Source organism: Bradyrhizobium sp. Crot121 (assembly GCF_059512385.1).
The window spans coordinates 18,476-40,136 of sequence record NZ_JCAMOR010000004.1 but is presented as its reverse complement, the minus strand read 5'-3'; the positions used below and the strand labels follow the sequence as shown (position 1 = coordinate 40,136).

The following is a 21,661-nucleotide window of genomic DNA, read 5'->3' as shown; positions in this document are numbered from 1 at the left end:
CATCTGGTCGTCATTCCGGGGCACGCGAAGCGTGAGCCCCGAATCCATTCATCCACGTCGCTTGCGGCCCGATGGATTCCGGGCCTGCGCCTTCGGCGCATCCCGGAATGACGGAGGAGAGGTCGCGTGCCCCGCAAACAGGGAACTGAAGCGAACCCGATTGCGTCCCGCCTTGGCTAAGCGGTCCCTGCCGCCCGGAATTGCGCGCTGGCGCGCTGCAGGTTTTGCGGCATGCTGATCAACAGCAGCTTGCGGTCGGTGACCGCATTGTGGAATTGCTCGAGCGCGATGTTGAAGGCGGTCAGCGTGCCCTGCTCGATTCCGCCGTGCTCGAAACAGGTCAGCGCTTCGCGCAGGATGTTGTCGGCTTCGGCCTGCATCTGGTCGAGTTCTTCCATCGAATCGCTGTGGCGCGCGGCAGCGAGCATGTCGAGCAGCCGGTCGCGCTGCGACGTGTTGATGCTGCGTTCGTCCTTCTTCAGGTAGCCGGCAAACCAGGCGCCGGCCGAACCCATTGCGGAGACCAGCATCAGCCCCCACCAGATGTAATCGCTGTAGCGGTCGAGGAAGGTCTTCTCGTCGCCATCGACGAAAGCCGCAGCGCCAGGGTGCACGGGAATCGTGGCGTCCTTGTCGGTGTCCGGCGTCTCGATCCTGGCGGCCGGCGGGAAATCGTTCTTCAGCGACTGCCGGATCGAGAACAGCTGTCGGGTGAAGATGGCGATGGTCGATTCGGAAATGCCCCTGCGCGCCACGATATGGTGCGAGAAGCTGATGGTCTTGACCTCGTCCGCAGGGCGGTCGACGCCGCCGAGCGAGCCGGCGGGGATTTGCGAGGCTTCATAGGCGGGATGGTTCTGCGCGATCGCTTCCGCCGCGTCGATGGCGAGGAAGGTCGGCGTGCCGCGCGTCGAAGCTGCGATCGCGTCGGTTGTGATCTTGCTGTTGACGGGTCCGGCGGCGAGATAGGCGTCCGCCTTCTGGCCCTTGATGGTCTCGGCCGTCTCATTGGCGGGAAACTGGACGATCTCTACCTTGGCGGGGTCGACGCCATATTGCTGCAGGATCACCTTCAAGAGGTTGACGTTGGCGGGCGTGCGGCCGACGACACCGACGCGGTGGCCGGCGAGCTGCGCGATCTTGGTGATTTTTGGCGCTGCTTTCCTGCCCCTGCCTTTGCCCTGCGGCGGCACCCAGATCGCCACGACATTCTTGCGCAGCGTCGCCACCGCCTGCGCATTCTTGGGGACATCCAGATCGCCGCGGATAATGGCGAGGTCGGCCTTGCCGCCGGCCAGCGCCTCGGCGCTCGCTACCGCGCCGTCCGTCTGCATCAGACGCAGCCGGATTTGGCTGTTGCCCTGGTTGTAGGCTTGGGCGAGCGCCTGGACTACTTTGAGGTCGTCACTGTTGGCGGGCCCGACCGCGATTTTCAAGTTCACCGGCCGCATCGCGAAGTAATAGCCGGCGGCCAGTGCGCCGATGATGGCAAGCGCGCCGGCAATCATCACGAAACTCAGCCGACGCCGCGCCGAACGCGGCGGAGGCGAAGCTGGAGCGGCGACGAAGTCAGGCTCGGTCATCGATCGCGCAAACAGCCGTTTGAGGTTCTGGGTCATCCCGCCGACGCGTTTATCCTTTGCATTGTAACAAAATTCCGGCAGCAGCTAGGTTACAATCCCGTCATGGTTACCAGCGGCGATAGGACGCGCTTTGCGGCCGCGTCGTGAGCATGGATCCCGCTGGTGGCTGCCGGTGTTAGGGTGTGAACGAGTGAAGTGGAGATTTGCCATGGCAGGACGGTTATCGGCGGAACCGCGGAAATCGGCGCTGAAGGAACTATCCGGCTGGTCCGAGGTGCCGGGACGTGAGGCGATCGCCAAGACTTTCACGTTCAGGGATTTCAACGAGGCCTTCGGCTTCATGACGCGCGTCGCGCTGATCGCGGAGAAGCGCGACCATCACCCGGAATGGAGGAACGTCTACAAGACGGTCGATGTGGTGCTCGCAACCCATGACGCCGGCGGCGTCACGGCGCGCGACATCGAATTGGCCAGGGCGATGGAGGCGATCGCCAAGCAGGCTGGCTGAGAGAGGCGACTTCTCCTTGGATGATCTTGCAGGGCAGGCGGGAGGTCCCCACCTTTTGCGTCAGGGGTCGCGGGACCGTTTGGCGGCTGTGGTCCGAGGGAGCTTCTTCCGATGACATCATCCGAACACACTGTCGCTTTCGAGCCGGCCGATGGGCTGGCGCAGGACCGCGAGAGCGTGCGACGGCGTTTCTGGATCAAGTTGAAGCGGGTGGCGGCGAAACTGCCTTTCGCCGAAGATCTACTGGCGGCCTATTATTGCGCCTTCGACAAAGAGACGCCGCGCCATGTGCAGGCGGCGCTGCTTGGCGCCATCGCCTATTTCGTCCTGCCGTTCGACTTCGTGCCGGACGTGATGCCGGTTCTCGGCTTCACCGATGATGCTGCGATCCTGGCGACCGCGATCCGCATGGTCGCAAGCCACATCACGCCGGAGCACCGCGAAGCCGCCCGTGCCGCGCTGAAGCGCGGCATCGAGACGGCCGAGGAGATCTAGCTAGCGCTTCTCGCCTGTGCGCACCTGCGCGCGGGCATTGTTCTCCGCTTCCCAGGCCTGGAACTGCTTGAACAGCGCCTCCTTGTCGGCGTCCGTCTGCAGCTTGGCTGCGCCCGGCGATTGCTTCAGGAACTCATCGAAGCGACTGCGTGTCACCGCTTCCACGCTGTGCTTCTCCAGCCATTGCTTGGCCGACGGCAGCCGGGTCCAGTCTGGCAGCGGTGCAGCCAGCGAGACCTCCTTCCACTTCGGATGGAACGGCGGATTCTGGAAGGCCGGGAATTTCGTGAAGAAAGCGTCCACGAACAGCGCCAGCTTGCGCGAGCGCTCGGTGTTCGGCGCCCAATTATAGGCCGCGAGCACGGCAGGCACGGCGATGGTGTCGACGCGCTCCTGATCCGAAATCAGGTTCGGATAATCCTTCGAGGTGAGCGTCGCCGGCAGATAGTCGTTCTGCAGCGGCTTGTCATAGTTGACGGTGACGAGGTGGAAGCGGCCGTCATTGTTGAATGTGCTGACGGATTTGTACGGCTTGCCGCCGGTCACGATCACGGCGTCGATTTCACCGGCCTTCAATTTCTCCATTGCGATGCGCTGCTCGATGTAGAGAAATTTCGCCTTCATCCCGAGCCGCTCGAACACTGTCAGCGCGGTGACGAAGGTGCCGCCATTGGGCAGGTCGACACTGACGATCCTGCCGTCGAGATCCTTCAGGGTCTTGATCGTCTTCGGCGCGACGACATGCATCTCCTCGTTATAGAGCTTGGTCACATAGGCGAACTGCCTCTTGATGTCCTTCGCAAAGCCCTTTCTTTCGAGATAGTCCAGCGTGTCCGCGCGGACGATGCCAAGATCGACGCCCTGCAGGAACAGGATATCGGCGACGCTCTGCACGGAGCCGCGCCCGACGATCGGCAGTACGCGCAACTTGTTGCCGTCGTCGAGCACGGAAGCGAGGTCGGCGCCGAACTGGACGTAGGTGCCGCCGATCGTGCCCGTGATCAGCGTCACCGTGTTGGCGTTCAGGTTCTGCTTGGTGGCGGCCGAGCCGAACTGGAAGATGGCCCTCAGGCTGTCGCTGACCTTGGCCGGATCATATTCGGTTTCCTCAGCCCGTACTGTCGGGCCGCAAATCATCGTCAGGGCGAATAACGCCACTCCAAACAATCGCAGCATGTGCTACCCCAAAAAGGTTCAATCTTGCATTTGTGTGAGACGTTGCTGGGCGTGTTGCGAGCCAAGCTCGGCCGCCCGGCGGTACCAGATCCGCGCCTGAGCCGGATCGGGCGTGATGGCGCGCGCATCCTTCGTTCCCAGCACCAGGGGATCGTAGGTCCGCGCCAGCAGCAGCGCCGCGTCGGCCTCCTGCGCATCGGCGGCGCGCTCGAGCAGCAGCCGTGCGGCTGCGATATCGCCGATCGCAAGCAGGCTGTTCGCCCGCTTCATCAGTGCGCCGAGCTCGTCGGGACTGACCTGTCTTGCCGGCGGCGCAGCGGGCGGTGCCGCTTGTACTGCGGCGGATGGCGCGGGTGGAGCGGCTGCTGGTGCCGGTGGAGCGGCAGATGGCGGTGCCACCGACCGGACCACGGCCTGGCCGCCCTTGATCGCCTCCTGATACGCGGCCGTGATTTGCTCGCGCGACGGCGGACCTGAATTGGTCGATGGTGGCGGTACAGGCTCGCTCACGGGTTGCGGCAGCGCCGCCATGACGGTTCGGGCCTGCACTTGCGAGGTGCCGAGCAGCCACGTCTTGGCGGTGGCCGTGATGTTATGCGTGACGTCTAGCGAAACCAGCAGGACAGCCGCCGCTGCGGCGGCAGCGATGAGAAGACCACTCGTGAGCAACGAGCGGCCGAGCGAACGTTCGAGAGAACCTCGCCGATATTTCGCACCGCTGTCCTCGTCGAGAGGGTATGACAGGAACAGCGGGGCGGGCTCGTCTGTGTCGATGTCGGTATCCGATCGATACGACCGCTGGTAGCGATACTCTGCCAGCTCAGGATCATCGATATCTACGTCATGCGCCTGTCTCGGCGTGACGCGTGATGAAATATCCACCATTTTGACGCTTCCCGTTACACAATACGCAACGCATGGGGCATCTCTGGTTGTCTCTTGCTTCTTGTCGGCTTTCCCCGAGTGCCCGCTAACGGGAACTTACGCACTGCGAATGAGCCCAAAAAACGGCCCTGACCTGCGGGAATTGGGACTTATTTTGGTTCGATTATGGCAAAAATGCCCTATTCACTAAATTAAAAATGGTGATTTTGGGAATAAGTTCCGCATTCGGAACTAACCCGGTCAGTTAATTCACATAGTTAAATGAATTGGGGTCACGGGGTAAGTGCGCGTGATTCCGTAATAGGAGAGCGCGGCGCCTGGATGGCGCCACAACTCACGCGCGTGTCGCCTCTTTATGGATGCAGGATCACCTTGCCCATCGCCTTGCGGCCGGCGAGCACCTTCAGTGCTTCCGCCGTTTGCGACAGCGGGAAGGTGCGATCGACATGCGAAGAGATTTTTCCTTCGGCGGTCCACTGCACGAGCTTCTGCAGGTTCTTGCGGTTCTTCTCGGGGTTGAGCCGCGTCCACGCGCCCCAGAACACGCCGCGGATATCGCAGCCTTTGAGCAGCGCAAGGTTGAGCGGCATCTTCGGAATGTCGCCGGCGGCAAAGCCGATGACGAGAAAGCGGCCTTCCCAGGCGATGGCGCGGAGCGCAGCTTCGGCGTAGGTCCCGCCGACGGGATCGAAGATGATGTCGACGCCCTTGCCGCCGGTCAGCGCCTTTAGGCCCTCTTTCAGATCTTCCTTGGCGTAATTGAGCGTCAGCTCGGCGCCATGCTGCTTGGCAAACTCAAGCTTCTCGTCCGAGGAGGCGCAGGCGATCACCTTCAGGCCCATCAACTTGCCGAGCTCGCAGGCCGCAAGCCCCGTGCCGCCGGCGGCGCCAAGCACGGCCAGCGTCTCGCCCGGTTTCGGGCTCGCACGATCTTCCAGCGCGTGCAGCGCTGTGCCGTAGATGATGATGATCCCGGCGGCGCGATCGAAATCGAGATTGTCGGGAATCTTCACGATCGAATTCGCCGGCAGCGCGATCTTCTCGCGCGCGCCATTGTGGCCGCAGGAGGCGACCACGCGATCGCCGGGCTTGAGATCAGTGACGCCGTCGCCGACGCTCTCGATCACGCCGGCGACTTCTGCCGCGGGCGAGAACGGGAACGGCGGCTTGATCTGGTACTTGCCCTGGATCATCAGGATGTCGAAGAAATTCAGGGCCGCGGCTTTGATCGCGATCACCGCTTCGCCCGGTCCGGCCACGGGATCGGGCACGTCAGCCAGCACGAGATCGTCGGGTTGGCAATATTCTGTGCAGAGAATGGCTTTCATGGATGCACCTGATTTTCGGACACAGAAGGATTACTCGCTTCATGCCGGATTTGAAGCCGGGCGACAATACAACGCGGAGGGATCAAACAATGTTTGAAAAGAGCCTGCTGGCACACAAGCGGATCCTCGTCACCGGCGGCGGCTCCGGGCTTGGCGCAGCGATGGGGCGACGCTTTGCCGAGCTCGGCGCCGAACTGATCATCTGTGGCCGCAGGACGGAATTACTGCAGCACACGGCGACGAGATTGCGCGACGATCTCGGCGCCAAGGTCACTACAATCACATGCGACATCCGCGACGGCGCGGCGGTGGATGCGATGATGGACGCGATCTGGCAGGAAGCGCCGATCGACGTGCTCGTCAACAACGCGGCCGCAACCTTCATTGCACAGACTGAGCATCTCTCATTCCGTGCTGCGGACGCGATCCTGGCGCCGACGCTGCACGGCACGATGTATTGCACGCTTGCCGCCGGCAAGCGGTGGATCGAGAGCGGGCACAAAGGCGTCATCCTCTCGATCCTCTCGACCTCGACGATCACCGGGCGCGCCTTCACGGTGCCGTCAGCGATGGCGAAGTCGGCGGTGCTTGCGATGACCAAGAGCCTTGCCGTGGAATGGGGGCCAAAGGGCATCCGCACTGTCGCGATCGCGCCGGGCGCATTTCCGACGCCGGGAGCAACCGGCCAGCTCCGGCCCGAAGGGCGCGAGGAGAGCTGGGCGCACCGCAACCCGCTGGGCCGTCCCGGCGGGCACGGCGAGCTCGCCAACCTCGCGAGTTTCCTGATCTCCGACCAGGCCGGCTACATCAATGGCGAGATGGTGGTGCAGGACGGCGGGGCGCATTTGCGCAGCTCCGGGGCGGAGGACCTCCTGCATTGGACCGACGCGCAATGGGAACAGCAGCGCGCCTCGCGTACCAAAAGTTAATGCGGCGGAACCGCGCGCCATGCCCCTAACTACCTTCCCAAAAAGGCCTTTTCCGGCTATTGCATCGCGCCGGGGACGACGCCGGTTGGGCCATCTTCCAGTCACAATGATAGGGGAACCAGTTGTCCGTGCGGCAAATACTGACATCTCTGGTTGCAGGCGCCCTGCTTTGCGCGACGACTTCCCTTGCCGTGGCGCAGGGCGGTTCCCCCAAGGCGGCCACCAAGGGCGCGGCAAAGTCTGCGGCCCCGGCCAAGCCGGAGGGCGCTGCGGCGGCTGCCGCGGCCGGGGGCGCCGAACCGACCCTGATTGGCCAGTTCGGCACCTGGGGCGCCTATACCGCGACCCCGAACGGCAAGAAGGTGTGTTTTGCGCTGGCAAAACCGTCGTCGTCGAAGACCAATCCGCCGAATCGCCCGCGCGATCCGGCCTACGCCTTCGTCTCGACCCGTCCGGCGGAAAAGGTCATCAACGAAGTCTCGATCATGATCGGCTACACCCTGAAGCCCGGGTCGGAATCGACGCTCGAGGTCGGCGGCGGGTCGTATGCGATGTACACCCAGGGCGACGGGCTCTGGATCAAGAACGCCGCAGAAGAAGAGCGCATGGTCGAAGCCATGCGCAAGGCTGCGGACCTGACCGTGAAAGGCGTCTCGGCCAAGGGCACCGAGACGACGGACACGTTCTCGCTCAAGGGCCTGTCGCAGGCGCTCGATCGGCTGGCGCAGGACTGCCGGCGCTAATTCAGCCTGAAATCCGCGCATTTCCCGCCTTTCCAGCGCCTGCTGGAAGGCCTATGTGATGTTTCATGACCGACACCCTCACCAGCCAGAGCGATCGCGCCAGCACCGCGCTCGTGGAGAAAGTTCCGCTCGAGACCTATGTGCCGCCGGCCAAGCCGTCGCTGATCGGGCTGTCGCGCACGGAGATCGCCGAGCGGCTCGGCGAGATCGGTGTGCCGGCCTCGCAACGCAAGATGCGCACCCAGCAGCTCTGGCACTGGATCTATTTCCGCGGCGCCAAGAGCTTTGCCGAGATGACCAACGTCTCGAAGGAGATGCGCAGCGAGCTGGAGAAGCATTTTACCGTCGACCGGCCCGAAGTGGTCGCCGAGCAGATTTCGAACGACGGCACCCGCAAATGGCTGTTGCGGCTGCCCAGCGGCAACGATCTTGAGAAGCCGCATGAAGTCGAATGCGTCTATATCCCCGAGACCGATCGCGGCACGCTCTGCGTCTCCTCGCAGGTCGGCTGCACGCTGAATTGCGCCTTCTGCCACACTGGCACGCAGCGCCTGGTGCGTAACCTCACGGCCGGCGAGATCGTCGGCCAGGTGATGGTGGCGCGGGATCGGCTGAACGATTGGGCCGACCGCGAGAGCGGCGGCCGCCTCGTCACCAACGTCGTGATGATGGGCATGGGCGAGCCGCTCTACAATTTCGATGCGGTGCGCGATGCGTTGCTCATCGTTGCTGATAATGAAGGCATCGGCATCTCCCGCCGCCGCATCACGCTGTCGACCTCGGGCGTGGTGCCGAACATCATCCGCACCGGCGAGGAGATCGGCGTCATGCTCGCGATCTCGCTGCATGCCGTGCGCGACGAGTTGCGCAACGAATTGGTGCCGCTCAACCGCAAATTTCCGATTCAGGAATTGCTGCAGGCCTGCCGCGACTATCCCGGGGCCTCCAATGCGCGGCGCATCACCTTCGAATATGTGATGCTGAAGGGCATCAATGATTCGCTCGATGACGCCAAGCTGCTGGTGAAGCTGCTGAAGGGCATTCCGGCGAAGATCAACCTGATCCCGTTCAATCCCTGGCCGGGCACGCGTTACGAATGCTCGGACTGGGAGCAGATCGAGAAGTTCTCCGAATATATCTTCAACGCCGGCTATTCCTCGCCGGTGCGCACCCCGCGCGGCCGCGACATCCTCGCCGCCTGCGGCCAGTTGAAATCGGAGACCGAAAAACTCTCCGCCCGCGAGCGCCAGGCGCTGCGCGCAATGGCGATGACGGATTGAGACGATCTATGCACCGAAACTCGTCATGGCCGGGCTCGTCCCGGCCATCCACGTCTTTCCGAAGCTTCGAGGCAGGCGTGGATGCCCGGGTCAAGCCCGGGCATGACGGTGGAGAGTAGTGTCGCGGGTACGGTCTGACGGTGGAATGAAGCCATGGCACTGATCGGCCGCGTCTTCCTGATCCTGCTCGCTTTCCTTGCCTCCTGTCTGGTGGCGGGCATGATCATCGTCGTGGCGGTGCTCTATCCGGAGCTGAGCGATATCGGCACCGGTCAGATCGATCAGAACGCCATCAACATCGTGCTCGGCTTCGGCTTCATCTTCATTTCCGGATTCGCGCTGCTGCCGGCGCTGATCGTGGTGCTGATCACGGAAGCCTTCAATGTCCGGGGCGCGCTGAGCTATGCGATCGGCGGCGCGATCGTCGGGGCCGCCTGTTATCTCGGCCTGGTTCCGTTCGACCCCGATACGTTCCGGTTCGAGGGCATCGTGCATCGCCATCTCGAGATCATGACCGGCGCCGGCATCGTCGCGGGTCTGGTGTACTGGCTGATTGCGGGCCGCACCGCCGGCGCCTGGCGCGAGCCGCCGCGCAAATTGCCGCCGCCCCCGCCACTGCCGTCACAATCCCGGCCGCAGCCGTGAATGGAGCTGTCATTGCGAGCCACCGGGTCGGCGCGAAGCGCCGCCCGACGACAGGCTCCGCGAAGCAATCCATGCAGCTGCGCGTGCGGAGAGGTGGATTGCTTCGTCGCTATCGCTCCCCGCAATGACGGTTGAATTCGGGGTTTCCACATCCCGCCGCCTCGGGTAAACCGCGCGCCATGAACCGGACCGGACTTTTCATCGCGCTGGGGCTTGCGGTCGTGATCGGGCTGTTGTTCGGGCTCTTTCCCGAACTCGACCTGAAGCTCGGTGCGCTGTTCTACGATGCCGCGCAAAAAACCTTTCCGCTGAAGCTGAACGCTGTCGCGTCGTTTGCGCGCGATGCGGCGATGTGGATCGCATGGGGATTTGCGCTGCCCGCGATCGCTGCGTTCGTCGTCAAGATGATCCGGCCCGACCGGCCGATGCTGATCTCGGGCCGCGCCGCGACGTTTCTCCTGGTGACGCTGCTGCTCTCCGCCGGCGTCCTCACCAACTTCACCTTCAAGACCTATTGGGGCCGGCCGCGACCGGTGGCGGTGACCGAGTTTGCCGGCGACAAGAGCTTCGTGCCGTGGTGGGATCCGCGCGGCACCTGCGGCCGCAACTGCTCGTTCTTCTCCGGCGAGGGGGCGACTGCGTTCTGGACCTATGCGCCGGCAGCGCTGGCGCCGCCGCAATGGCGCGCCCTGGCGTTTGCGGCGGCGACCGTGTTCGGTATCGCCACCAGCGCCCTGCGGATGGCCTTTGGCGGGCATTTCTTCACCGACGTCGCGATTGCCGGCATCGTGACCTACCTGGTGATCTGGCTCGCCTATGCCCTGATCTACCGCTGGCCGTCGACGCGGGTGACGGATGCCCAGGTTGATGCCGCGCTAACCCGGTTCGCGCGACGGTGGCGCCGGCGCGAGACGGACCCCAGGCCGTCGATATGAGCGACGTCATAAAGGCCGCCATTAATCACGTGCCCATCAGCGCGAAATTTGATATTCGCGCAACTTAACAGCAAACGACTTTACGACCGATTGGACGCTCCATGAGTACGATTTTGAAAAGCCTGCCCAAGGGCGAAAAAGTCGGCATCGCTTTCTCGGGCGGTCTCGACACCAGCGCAGCGCTGCTATGGATGAAACAGAAGGGCGCGCGCGTCTTTGCCTACACCGCGAACCTCGGCCAGCCCGACGAGTCCGACTACAACGAAATTCCGCGCAAGGCCATGGAGTTCGGCGCCGAGAAAGCCCGCCTCGTGGATTGCCGTATGCAATTGGTCCACGAAGGCATTGCCGCGATCCAATCCGGTGCCTTCCACATCTCGACCGGCGGCGCCACCTATTTCAACACCACCCCGCTCGGTCGCGCCGTGACTGGCACCATGCTGGTCTCGGCCATGAAGGAGGACGGGGTCAACATCTGGGGTGATGGCTCCACCTTCAAGGGCAACGATATCGAGCGGTTCTATCGCTACGGCCTGCTGACCAATTCGAACCTGAAGATCTACAAGCCCTGGCTCGACCAGCAATTCATCGACGAGCTCGGCGGCCGCGCGGAAATGTCGGCGTTCATGACCGCGCAAGGGTTCGCCTACAAGATGAGCGCCGAGAAGGCGTATTCGACCGACAGCAATCTCCTCGGTGCAACCCACGAGGCCAAGGATCTCGAGAGCCTGCAAAGCGGTATCAAGATCGTCAATCCGATCATGGGCGTGCCGTTCTGGCGCGACGACTGTGTCGTCAGGGCCGAACAGGTCACCGTGCGCTTCGAGGAAGGCCAGCCCGTCGCGCTGAACGGCCAGACTTTCCCGGACCCGGTGGCGCTGTTCCTCGAGGCCAACGCCATCGGCGGCAGGCATGGTCTTGGCATGAGCGACCAGATCGAGAACCGGATCATCGAGGCAAAGAGCCGCGGCATCTATGAAGCTCCCGGCATGGCGCTGCTGCACATCGCCTATGAGCGCCTGATCACCGGCATCCACAACGAAGACACCATCGAGCAGTACCGGATCAACGGCCTGCGCCTTGGCCGGCTGCTCTACCAGGGGCGGTGGTTCGATTCTCAGGCTCTCATGCTGCGCGAAACCGCCCAGCGTTGGGTGGCGCGCGCCATCACCGGTGAGGTGACGCTCGAGCTGCGCCGCGGCAACGACTATTCGATCTTGAACACCGAGAGCCCGAACCTGAGCTATCAGCCGGAGCGGCTGAGCATGGAGAAGGTGGAGGATGCGGCGTTCACGCCGGCGGACCGTATCGGCCAGCTCACAATGCGCAACCTCGACATCGCCGATACCCGCACCAAGCTGGATCTCTACGCGGAGACAGGCTTGCTGTCGCTCGGCGAGGGCTCGAACATCTTGAGGCTCGATAGCGACAAGAGCTGAAGCGTGTGAGCTCCGTAGCCCGGACTACGCTTGCGCTCCATCCGGGCTACGGACTGCGACGATCCATCGCCGGTATCCAGGCTCGATGTGTAATGGACGCGTCATTCGGCGCGGCTAGTCTCGTCGCCTGCGCGCCCGTGACCTCCGTACTGCAGCCGGACGGCGCGGGCGAACAATTGTGGGGCGCAAATCATGATCAAGCCATTTGCCGGTGCCGCTCTCCTCGTCCTGTTGTCCGGATCGCCGACGCTAGCCCAGACGATCTATCCGATCGACCGCGCCGACATCCTCGCCAGCGCCCATTTCGACTTCAAGGTCGAGTTTCCCGATCGCGTTGATCCGGCGAATGTGAAAGTCACGGTGAACGGCGCGGATTATTCCGCAGCGTTCGGCCAGCCCGGCACCTTCGTGGAGCACGAAGACGGCAAGGAGCAGTCGGCCCTGATCGTTCGCGACGTCGCATTGACCAAGCCCGGAAGCGTGAAGGTGGAAGTCTCTGACGGCGCACGCAGCCGCACTGTCGTGTGGTCGGTTTACGACACCGGTCCGCGCAAGGCCAAGAACGTGATCCTGTTCATCGGTGATGGACTGTCGCCGGCGCATCGGGTTGCGGCGCGTATGCTCTCCAAGGGAATTGCGGAAGGCAAAAGCCTCGGCAAGCTTGCCATCGACGACATGCCGCATATGGCGCTGGTTGCGACTGCCGGCTCCGATTCGATCATCACCGATTCGGCGAATGCGGCCAGCGCCTACGCCACGGGCCACAAGACCGCCGTCAACGCGTTGGGTGTCTACGCTGATCGCTCCACAAGCCCGTTCGATGATCCCAAGGTCGAAACCATCACCAGCGTCGCGAAGCGGCGGCTTGGTCTGGGCATCGGGATCGTCACCAACACCGAAGTCGAGGATGCCACACCGGCGGCAATGGTCGCGCATACCCGCCGCCGCGCCGCCTATGATGAGATCGTCGCGCAGCTCTTCGCCGCCAAGCCCGATGTCCTGATGGGAGGAGGCAGCGCGAATTTCCTGCCGCAAGCAGCAGCGGGAAAGCGCAAGGACGACATCGATTACATCGCCCGCTTTCGCGATGCCGGCTATCAGGTGGTGACGACAAAGTCCGAGCTTGATGCCTCGGCTGCGAAACCCGACACGAACAAGCTGCTGGGACTGTTTGCCTCCGGCAACATGGACGGCGTCCTGGACCGCAAGTTCCTCAAAGGCGGCAGCGTCGGCAAGTTTCCCGAACAGCCCGACCTGACCGAGCAGGTGCAGGCCGCGCTGAAAGTGCTGTCGAAGAACGATGCCGGCTTCTTCCTGATGGTGGAATCGGGACTAATCGACAAATACGCTCATCTCCTGGACATGGAGCGCGCGGTCTACGACACGATCATGCTCGACAATGCCGTTCGTTTTGCGCGCGACTGGGCGCAGGCCCGCGGCGACGACACCTTGATCCTGGTGGTGGCGGACCACAATCATCCCAACAGTCTTGTCGGCACCATCAATGACGACATGACTAAGACGCCCAACGTCCCGTTCCGCGAACGCGTCGGCGTCTATGACAAGGCGGGATTCCCCAACTATCCGGCTGCCGATGCGGAAGGCTATCCCTCGCGGGTGGATGTCAGCCGGCGGCTCGCGATTTTCTCGGCCAGCCTGCCGGACCATTACGAAACCTTCCGCCCCAAGCTCGATAACCCGAATGATCCGACGGCGAAGGGCGATGAGCCTGGGACTTTCAAAGCCAACGACAAATACAAGGACGTTCCGGGAGCCGTGCTACGCCCCGGCAATCTGCCGGCGATGATCGGCGCCAGCGTGCATTCGGGAGAAGACGTCATCCTGACAGCAACCGGCCCAGGCAGCGAACGCGTTCATGGTTCGATGGACAACACGGACGTCTTCCGTGTCATCGCCGATGCGCTGGGACTTGCCGCACCGGCGCCGTAGCCTCGCGAGCTCTTGTAGCGTGGGCGAAGCGAAGCGTGCCCGCGATCAACACTCCGCTCGGAGGCGGGCACGCTACGCTTTTGCCCATCCCGACAGGTTCTGCGTTCACGCCTCTGCGCGCGGGAGCCATCTGGAAGTCGCGACAATATGAGGCACCAGCCGGCCCAACCAAACCCGGCATTGGCCGACCTACCGGTGACAGCCCTTTTGATCACGGAGGCATCAATGGCCAAGTATCGGCACGACCTGCCACAGCGGCGCGGCGGCATCTTCCTGACCGACGGCGGCATGGAAACGACGCTGATCTTCCACCACAGCCTCGAGCTGCCGCACTTTGCCGCTTTCGTCCTGCTCGATTCCGCGGATGGTCGTGAGCACCTCAAGCGCTACTACGAGTCCTACCTTGCGATTGCGCGCGCGAAGGGCACCGGTTTCGTGCTCGACAGCCCGACCTGGCGCGCCAATCCGGATTGGGGCGTCAAGCTCGGCTACGACGCGGCTGCGCTGACATCGATCAACGTCCGTTCGATTGAGTTCCTGAACCATCTGCGAACCGGCTGGGAGCGGCCGAACATGCCATGTGTCATCGATGGCGCGATCGGTCCGCGCGGCGATGGCTACAAAGCCGGCAACATGGATGCATCGGAGGCGGAAGCCTATCATGCGCCACAGATTGCCGCCTTCGCGGAAGGCGGCGCCGACATGGTGACGGCGTTCACGCTGAACGGGATCAATGAGGCGATCGGCATCGTCCACGCGGCCAAGGCACACGGTATTCCGGTGGCGATCTCCTTCACCGTCGAAACCGATGGTCGTCTGGTGAAGGGTGAAACGCTGCGTGAGGCGATCGAGGCTGTCGATCGCGCCACGCAAAACGGGCCGGAATATTTCCTGATCAACTGCGCGCATCCGTCCCATTTCGCAGGCGCGTTGAGCGCGGGCGACACGTGGGCCGGGCGCATCCATGGCGTCAGGGCCAATGCGTCGGCCAAGAGCCACCAGGAGCTCGACGAATCCGAGACGCTCGATGCCGGCGATCCCACCGATCTCGGCCGCCGCTATGTCGACCTCCGGCGCTCGTTTCCCGGCATGCACATTCTCGGCGGCTGCTGCGGCACCGACCATCGCCATGTCGCCGCGATCTGCGAAGCCTGCCTATAGCCGAGTGGCCCGCAATGACGGGCTCGTAGGATGGGTCGAGCGAAGCGAAACCCATCAAAAGTCTGAAGCGAATTCGTGGTCACTGTCGAAACAAAAATGGCCGGGATCGCTCCCGGCCATTTGTTCGAAATCGCTCGCCTCAGCGCGGTGTGCTGGGTGGTGGCAGTGAAGCGGTGCCGCCGTTGAGCAGCGGGGTGATGCGGCGGACAGTGACGCGCCGGTTGATGCGGCTCGGTCCGTCCGTCTGCTCCTTCAGATACTGCTTGCCGTAGCCCTGCGACGTCAGGTTCTCCGCCGGCACACCGAACTGCTGGGTCAGCAATTCAGCCGCGGACTGCGCACGGCGATCCGACAATGACAGATTGTCGACGTCGTTGCCGACCGCGTCGGTGTGTCCCTCGATCAGGAACACCTCGCGCGGGTTGCGCTGGATCGCGCGGTTGAGGCCGTCGGCGATCACCTGCAGCCGAGCCGCCTGGTCCGGCGGGATAGTCCACGATCCCGTCTCGAAGTTGATCGTGTTGACGTCGATGCTCGGCATTTGCATGCGAACATTGGGGCTGTAGCGGATCTCGTCGAGCGAATAGCGCCGTTCGATCCGTTGTACCGGCGGTGCCTCCATGGTCTCGTAGATCACGTCCGGCGACGCCTCCTGGGCGTCGACGATGTAGCGATCGTAGGGAATGTTGACCACGGGCGGCGGCACGTCGACATAGAAGCCGCCGACCGCCCGCGGATCGCGGTAGCTGTTGTCGATGATGACGATCTCGCGGCCGCCGGGGTCCCTGCGGATTCGCCGCAGCAGCGTGCCGTCCGCACCAACCACGGTGATCACCTCGCTGCCGTCGGGACGGACCACGACGGTGCGGGTTTCGCCGCCGATCGTCTCGCTCCGGATGTCGCGAGCGCCATAGCGGAAGCGATAGAGATCGTTGCCGCGGACGTACTCCTGCCCACTCGGGTCGCGGATGATGATGCGATCCGGCTCGGTGTAGACGGTACGGCCGCCTTCGACGACTTCCTGTCGCTGGTTGCGGAGGTCGGCGATTGTCGCGCCGATCACGGCGCCGGCCACCACGCCCGCACCGATCGCGAGCGGCGTCAGGTCACGCTGCGGCGGACGCGGCGGTGGTGGCAGCGGCGCTGCGACCGTAGGTGCCGCCCGGAAGGCCGGCGCAATCGTCGGCGGCGCGTATTGCGCCCTGTTGGGCGGGGGCGCTGCGGCGGGCGTGCCGGGGACGACGGTCGGCGCAGCGGCTCCGGGGGGAGGAGCTGCAGGCCGGGGCGGGAGGCCGGCTTGGGGCGGCGCAGTCGGAGTTCCGGCAGCGGGTGCGCCGGCAGGCGGTGTGCCTGCAGCCGGAGGCGGGCTCGCTGGCGTGCCGGCGGCAGGAGGTGTCGTCGTCGCTGCGCCAGGCCGCACCGGCGAAGGCGTCGGAGACGGGCTTCCCGCGGCCGGCGGCGTTGCGGGTGTCGGCGTTGCCGCAGGCGCAGGCCGAGTCTGCGTCGGCGTGGCGGTGGGGGCCGCCCCGGGCTGCTTGGCGCCGGCGGGCGGCGTGCCTGCAGCGGGAGGCTGGCTCGCCGGCGTACCGGCGGCGGGAGGTGTCGTCGTCGCCGCGCCAGGCCGTGCCGGCGAAGGAGTCGGAGACGGACTTCCCGCGGCTGGCGGCGTTGCGGGTGTCGGCGTTGCCGCAGGCGCGGGATGAGGCTGCGTCGGCGCAGGCGCGGGCTGCTTGGCGCCGGCGGGCGGCACCTCCTTTTGCGCGCCGCGCGGTGGCGTCGGAGTGGCTGGCGTCGTGGGCGCAGCGGGCGGCGTCGCCGCGGATGGAGGCGTGGGCGGCTGCGTGCGCGCCGGCGGCGCTGCAGTGGGCGGCGTCGGAGTATGCGGCGCTGCTGCCGGAGGCGGCGTCGGACGCGCCGGCGGAGCAGCAGACGGAGGTGGAGCTGTTGGTCGTTCCGGAGCAGCGGCTGGCGGCGGAGTCGGCCGTGCCGGGGCGGCAGGCGGGGGCGTTGGCCGCTCTGGAGCAGCGGCTGGAGGCGGAGTCGGCCGTGTCGGCGCGGCAGGCGGAGGCGTTGGTCGTTCCGGAGCGGCGGCCGGCGGCGGTGTCGGCCGTGCCGGCGCAGCAGCCGGAGGCGGTGGTGCCGGTCGCGCTGGCGCAGCGGCCGGTGGAGCGGACGGATGAGCAGGCGGAGCGGCGCCAGGCGGCTGCGGCGGTGCGGGCTGCTTTGGCGCGCCGGCCGGCGGCGCTGCCTTCGGTGGCTGCTTCGGCTTTCCGTCGGGGCCGAGTTCTTCCTTCGGCGCCGCTGCCTGTGCCACGACGAGTGGCGCGGTTTGCGCATGCGATGCGAAGCTGGCTAGCTGCGTCACCGTCAATGCGGTCGTGGCAAGCAGCACGAGGCGGAGGTTGGTCATGATTGCAGGTCCCGGGAAAGTTCTTGGTAAGGAAGGAGGATGGGCGGGGGCCGAATAGCTCGGCGGTCGGATCAACGGTTATTCGTTAGGCCGCAATGTGGCGGGCGACAAAGGGGAAAGGCTTTTTATTTCAGCGTTGCAATGACTTGCAAGCAAACTTGTTCATTGCTCATTCAGACGAGACTTGCAAATCGCGATCTCACCATTGTTGCTTGCGTGGTTCCGCGGCATCGGTCGGATTCGGCGGAGGCGGTCCGTTCGGCCCGCGAATCGGCAATTCATCCGGCAGCTTGCCGGGCAGTTCGTCAGGTACTGGCGGTTCGCCGGGCTCACGTGCCGGCGGCGGCACCTCAGGGCGCGGACTCCCCGGAGGGATTCCGGGAGGTGGTTCGCTCGGCGTGCCTGGTGTTGGCGGCGGAACCTCGGGCGGTTCGATCGGCATCTACGTAACCGTGCCGTTGTTTCCGATCGCGGCGCGCGGATCATCACGCGTCATGGTTCGCTCCGTTTCTGTTTCGGAAGAACGATAACGGCACGCATGCTGTGATGTTCCGGCGGTCCAAGCCCGGAACTATTCCGGCGCGTGGCAGACCGCTTCGATGTTGTGGCCGTCGGGGTCGAGCACGAACGCGCCGTAATAGTTGGGATGATAGTGCGCGCGGATACCGGGCGCGCCATTGTCGCGTCCGCCGGCTGCGATCGCTGCCTTGTAGAACGCATCCACGGTTGCGCGGTCCTTTGCCACGATCGCGACATGCAGCGGCTTTTCAAGCCCGCCTTCACCGCCGATCCAGAAATCCGGCTTGCCGCCCGCGCCGAAGCCGGCCGCCCGGTCAGCGCCGTTCTCCTGCGTGACTTTCATGATCAGCGTGTAGTCGAGCGGCGCGAGCGCCTGCTGATAGAACGCCAGGGAACGCTGATAGTCGGAAACCGGAAAACCGATGTGATCGATCATCAAGCAACTCCTTCGGCCTATCTGCCCTGATCAAACACCAGAAAGCCGGCCCGCGGGAAGTGCACCACCACCTCGCCGGCGCGGGGGTCGTGCCTGCGGATCGCGATATGCTGCGAAGACAGGGAAACGATCTCGCCGCTCACTTTGATCTTGCCGTAGTCATCGGGCATCACCTCGACCTGGTCGCCCGGCTTGCGGTGGTTGGGATCGTAAGGGTCGGCCAGCACGGTGGTCCGCGGCGCAGCATTGGCGGCGATGTCGAGCGCGGAGGCGGGCGAGATTTCCTTGCATGGCTTGTGCTCGATGGCGCGAATGCGCGCCTCCCATGATCGCGTGGCGGGGAACTCGAACAGCAGCTTGTCGAGGTCGGGAAGGTTGGTGCGCACGTACCAGATATTCATGTAGGCGTTGACGTCGCACAGGCTGGCGCTATCGCCGCACATCCAGCTATGGCCGTTGCGAAGCTGGGCTTCGATCCATTGCAGGTGGGCACGAAACTGATCGCGCATCTGCGGGATCGCTTCCCGCATGGCGGCAACATCAAATTTGGCGCCGCGCAGCTTTTCGCGGTCGTCGATGAACTCCTGCGGCACATTGTCGGCCACCGAGCCGAAGATCAGGTTGACGGTGTTCTGGAAGAACGGACGGTCGGTCCACATCGCGGTCGCGGCGGCAAGCCCGTAATACCCGCTCGGGAACAGCGTCGGCTGCGGATAGCGCCGTTCCAGTTCGCGGACGATGCATTGGGTGTCGCAGTAGATATCGGCGCCGATCTGCAGCACCGGGGTCCGCCGGTAGCCTCCCGTCAGCGGCATCAGATCCGGACGGGGCATGATCCGGGAAATCAGCACCGAGGTCCATGTCACGTTCTTCAGCGCCAGGATCAGGCGGATCTTCTCCGAGAACGGCGATTGAGGAAAATGATGGAGGATGACCGGGTAGTCGGGACTCATCGTTCCCTCCTGGATAGACGCCGACGGAAGGCTAACCCCGGCCTGGACCGGTTACAATGGACCGGCGCGCGTCAGGACGACGCCGCCGTCGGTGTTCGTGTTGGTTTCGGCCGGGAGACCTTGTGCAGCGCGTGCGAGAGCTGCTCGATCGAATACGGCTTTTGCAGGAAGTCGAATCCATAGCTGCCTCGCTGCGCCAGCACCTGGCTGTAGCCGCTGGTCAGCACGACCGGCAGGTCCGGGCAGCGGCGGCGGATTTCCTGGGCGAGCTCGACGCCGCTTATGCCGGGCATCGCGACGTCGGTGAACACCACGTCGAAGCGGGCGGCGTCGCCGGCCAGCGCGTCCAGCGCCTGCGTAGCGTTCTCGACCAGGGTCGCGGCGTAGCCGAGTTCGGCGAGCGCATCGGCCGTAAACCTGCCGACCTCGATATTGTCCTCGACCACCAGCACCGACATGCCGCTGCCGTCGACCGGCGGCGCATCCGCGGCCGCGAACTGCAATGTCGGACCCGTGGCCGCGGCGCGAGGCAGATAGAGCGTGAAGGTAGAGCCCTTGCCGACCTCGCTGACGACGACAATCTCGCCGCCGGACTGCTTGGCGAATCCGAATACCTGCGACAGCCCGAGCCCGGTGCCCTGACCGATCTGCTTGGTGGTGAAGAACGGCTCGAAGATGCGCCCGAGCTGATCCTGCGGAATGCCGATGCCGACGTCCCCGACCGCCACCGCGACATAGCCGTGCGGCGCCGGCGGATGGCCATCGGCAACGGGCAGTTCGGCTGCGCGACGCACCGCGATCGTCAGCCGGCCGGCACCATTCATGGCGTCACGGGCATTGACGGCCATGTTGATGATCGCGGTCTCGAACTGGCCGGCATCGGCGTTGATGAAGCAGGGTTCGTCCGGCAGCCTGGTGACGATCTCGATCCGCGGCCCGACCAGCGTTCCGATCATCTCGCCCAGCACCTGCACGCTCTGGCCGACGTCGAACAGTTCAGGCTTGAGCGTCTGTCGTCGGGCGAAGGCGAGCAGTTGGCCGGTCAGTTTCGAGGCCCGGTTGACCGTCTCCGAAATCGCATCGATGTAGCGCAGCCGCCGCTGCTCCGGAAGGTTCGGCCGCCGCAACATGTCGATGGAGGCGCGGATCACGGTCAGCAGATTGTTGAAGTCGTGCGCGACGCCACCGGTGAGCTGGCCGAGGGCCTCCAGCCGTTGCCCATGCTTCAGCGCCTCTTCGGCTTCCTGGCGTCTTTCGGCCTCCTCATGCAGGCGTCGCGTCCGCCGCAGCGCCAGAGCGAGCAGCAGGAACAACAGCGCGGTGGCGGGCACGCCGAAGATCAGGTGCTGGCCGATGGTCGCGAGCCAGCGCGCGCGGATCGCCGAGGTCTCGAGCCCCGCGCTGACATAGATAGGATATTCGGCGAGCCGCCGATAACCGAGACGGCGTTCGATGCCGTCGGCCGGCGAGGTGACGGTGATCAGGCCGCCATCGGGGATCGCGGCAAGCTTCTGCCCGACCGGTCCGTCAGGGTCGAGGCGGAACTCGCGGTCGGCCGTCGGATAGCCAGCCAGCATCGCGCCGTCGGTGCGCCCGAGCGCGAAGAAGCTGCCGGGTTCGCGGCCGATCCGCGCGTAGAAATTCTCGAAATATTCGGGCAGCACCGATGCCTGGATCACGCCGGCAAAGTCGCCTGTCTCGGTCGACCGCCGACGGCTGACGCCGAAGAATGGTGCGCCCCGGTAGGGCGGCCGCGGCGTCAGCACGTCGCCGATATGGGTGCCGACGTCGCCGGCGGCATGGGCCCTGAAATACGCTCGGTCCGAGAAATCGATGTCGGGCGCCGGGGCCACCAGGCTGTTGACCAGAGCATGGCCCCTGGCGTCGAAGACCCACGCCGATTTCACCTGGGGCAGCGATGCCGTGAGCTGCTTCAGCCGCTCGTGCAGGCTCTCTTCACGCGAACGGATCGCGTCGTCGGGAAGGCCGCGAATGATTTCCGCGATCTCCGACAGGCTGCGGTCGATGGTCTCGAACACTTTCAGCGCGTGCTCGTGCGCGACATCGAGCGTGCGCTCGATTTCCCGGTCGGCGGCCTGGTTGATTGAATTCCAGGAGATCACCGAAGCAAAAACAAAGAGCGCCAGCGGAAGGGCCAGGGAAGCGGCCATCATCCATTGCAACAACTTCAGCGAATGGCGTTGTGCGGTCTGCACGGGCACTCCGGATCCTCCGCAACCTTAACGCAAAATTCGGCTCGGAAGGAAGGGGAGCTGACGCGGCTTG

The 21,661-nt window shown here is 64.5% G+C and carries 21 protein-coding genes; 12 read left to right on the top strand and 9 right to left on the bottom strand.

The genetic code is table 11. From position 1 onward, the window contains the following. Positions 1-176 precede the first annotated feature (176 nt). Positions 177-1,619, bottom strand: coding sequence for a TAXI family TRAP transporter solute-binding subunit (locus tag AC5ZGW_RS06205; protein ID WP_165435319.1), 1,443 nt, complete (start codon positions 1,617-1,619; stop codon positions 177-179). Between the two features lie 172 nt (positions 1,620-1,791). Here AC5ZGW_RS06205 and AC5ZGW_RS06200 point away from each other — a divergent pair, with 172 nt between their 5' ends. Beyond that, complete coding sequence (locus tag AC5ZGW_RS06200; RefSeq protein ID WP_130227340.1) at positions 1,792-2,091, top strand: 4a-hydroxytetrahydrobiopterin dehydratase; 300 nt, start codon at positions 1,792-1,794, stop codon at positions 2,089-2,091. 111 nt (positions 2,092-2,202) lie between these two features. Beyond that, positions 2,203-2,586, top strand: coding sequence for a YkvA family protein (locus AC5ZGW_RS06195; RefSeq protein WP_130227339.1), 384 nt, complete (start codon positions 2,203-2,205; stop codon positions 2,584-2,586). On the opposite strand, the gene AC5ZGW_RS06190 is transcribed toward AC5ZGW_RS06195, so the two are convergent. The 3 genes from AC5ZGW_RS06190 to AC5ZGW_RS06180 all read right to left on the bottom strand — a co-directional run bounded on the left by AC5ZGW_RS06190 (position 2,587) and on the right by AC5ZGW_RS06180 (position 5,975). Further along, positions 2,587-3,762 carry a TAXI family TRAP transporter solute-binding subunit gene (locus AC5ZGW_RS06190; RefSeq protein WP_028165177.1) on the bottom strand — a complete coding sequence of 392 codons (1,176 nt, stop codon included), beginning with the start codon at positions 3,760-3,762 and terminating at the stop codon, positions 2,587-2,589. Positions 3,763-3,780: 18 nt separating this feature from the next. After that, positions 3,781-4,647, bottom strand: coding sequence for a hypothetical protein (locus tag AC5ZGW_RS06185; protein ID WP_130227338.1), 867 nt, complete (start codon positions 4,645-4,647; stop codon positions 3,781-3,783). A gap of 353 nt (positions 4,648-5,000) precedes the next feature. Further along, positions 5,001-5,975, bottom strand: coding sequence for an NADPH:quinone oxidoreductase family protein (locus AC5ZGW_RS06180; RefSeq protein WP_130227337.1), 975 nt, complete (start codon positions 5,973-5,975; stop codon positions 5,001-5,003). Between the two features lie 89 nt (positions 5,976-6,064). Here AC5ZGW_RS06180 and AC5ZGW_RS06175 point away from each other — a divergent pair, with 89 nt between their 5' ends. From AC5ZGW_RS06175 to AC5ZGW_RS06140, 8 genes are all read left to right on the top strand, one after another. After that, positions 6,065-6,904, top strand: a complete 840-nt coding sequence (locus AC5ZGW_RS06175) for an SDR family oxidoreductase (RefSeq protein ID WP_130227336.1) — start codon at positions 6,065-6,067, stop codon at positions 6,902-6,904. Between the two features lie 122 nt (positions 6,905-7,026). Then, positions 7,027-7,647, top strand: coding sequence for an invasion associated locus B family protein (locus AC5ZGW_RS06170; RefSeq protein WP_130227335.1), 621 nt, complete (start codon positions 7,027-7,029; stop codon positions 7,645-7,647). Between the two features lie 65 nt (positions 7,648-7,712). Next, positions 7,713-8,927, top strand: coding sequence for a dual-specificity RNA methyltransferase RlmN (gene rlmN, locus AC5ZGW_RS06165; protein ID WP_130227334.1), 1,215 nt, complete (start codon positions 7,713-7,715; stop codon positions 8,925-8,927). A 153-nt stretch (positions 8,928-9,080) separates the two neighbouring features. Beyond that, positions 9,081-9,572 (top strand): hypothetical protein, encoded by a 492-nt coding sequence (locus AC5ZGW_RS06160; RefSeq protein WP_130227333.1) that lies wholly within the window; start codon positions 9,081-9,083, stop codon positions 9,570-9,572. A gap of 179 nt (positions 9,573-9,751) precedes the next feature. After that, complete coding sequence (locus AC5ZGW_RS06155) at positions 9,752-10,507, top strand: phosphatase PAP2 family protein (protein ID WP_130227332.1); 756 nt, start codon at positions 9,752-9,754, stop codon at positions 10,505-10,507. Between the two features lie 101 nt (positions 10,508-10,608). After that, entirely contained in the window at positions 10,609-11,946 is a 1,338-nt protein-coding gene (argG, locus tag AC5ZGW_RS06150) for an argininosuccinate synthase (protein WP_130227331.1), read from the top strand. A 192-nt stretch (positions 11,947-12,138) separates the two neighbouring features. Next, positions 12,139-13,896 (top strand): alkaline phosphatase, encoded by a 1,758-nt coding sequence (locus AC5ZGW_RS06145; RefSeq protein WP_130227330.1) that lies wholly within the window; start codon positions 12,139-12,141, stop codon positions 13,894-13,896. A 225-nt stretch (positions 13,897-14,121) separates the two neighbouring features. Next, on the top strand, positions 14,122-15,057 hold the full coding sequence (locus AC5ZGW_RS06140) for a homocysteine S-methyltransferase family protein (RefSeq protein ID WP_130227329.1): 936 nt from the start codon (positions 14,122-14,124) through the stop codon (positions 15,055-15,057). A 139-nt stretch (positions 15,058-15,196) separates the two neighbouring features. Here the strand turns inward: AC5ZGW_RS06140 and AC5ZGW_RS06135 are convergent, their stop codons facing one another. Beyond that, a complete protein-coding gene (locus AC5ZGW_RS06135; RefSeq protein WP_463327395.1) occupies positions 15,197-16,132 on the bottom strand; it encodes an OmpA family protein in 936 nt (311 codons plus the stop codon). Between the two features lie 271 nt (positions 16,133-16,403). Here AC5ZGW_RS06135 and AC5ZGW_RS06130 point away from each other — a divergent pair, with 271 nt between their 5' ends. Continuing rightward, entirely contained in the window at positions 16,404-16,760 is a 357-nt protein-coding gene (locus tag AC5ZGW_RS06130) for a hypothetical protein (RefSeq protein WP_463327396.1), read from the top strand. Beyond that, a complete protein-coding gene (locus tag AC5ZGW_RS06125; RefSeq protein ID WP_496113886.1) occupies positions 16,657-17,469 on the top strand; it encodes a hypothetical protein in 813 nt (270 codons plus the stop codon). Before AC5ZGW_RS06130 ends, AC5ZGW_RS06125 begins: the two co-directional genes overlap by 104 nt. A gap of 197 nt (positions 17,470-17,666) precedes the next feature. Here AC5ZGW_RS06125 and AC5ZGW_RS06120 read toward each other — a convergent pair whose 3' ends face one another. The 4 genes from AC5ZGW_RS06120 to AC5ZGW_RS06105 all read right to left on the bottom strand — a co-directional run bounded on the left by AC5ZGW_RS06120 (position 17,667) and on the right by AC5ZGW_RS06105 (position 21,591). Then, positions 17,667-17,909, bottom strand: a complete 243-nt coding sequence (locus AC5ZGW_RS06120) for a hypothetical protein (RefSeq protein ID WP_130229005.1) — start codon at positions 17,907-17,909, stop codon at positions 17,667-17,669. 129 nt (positions 17,910-18,038) lie between these two features. After that, on the bottom strand, positions 18,039-18,422 hold the full coding sequence (locus AC5ZGW_RS06115; protein WP_130229004.1) for a VOC family protein: 384 nt from the start codon (positions 18,420-18,422) through the stop codon (positions 18,039-18,041). Between the two features lie 17 nt (positions 18,423-18,439). Beyond that, on the bottom strand, positions 18,440-19,375 hold the full coding sequence (locus AC5ZGW_RS06110) for a glutathione S-transferase family protein (RefSeq protein ID WP_130229003.1): 936 nt from the start codon (positions 19,373-19,375) through the stop codon (positions 18,440-18,442). Positions 19,376-19,446: 71 nt separating this feature from the next. Next, a complete protein-coding gene (locus AC5ZGW_RS06105) occupies positions 19,447-21,591 on the bottom strand; it encodes a hybrid sensor histidine kinase/response regulator family protein (protein WP_463327402.1) in 2,145 nt (714 codons plus the stop codon). Between the last annotated feature and the right edge of the window lie 70 nt (positions 21,592-21,661).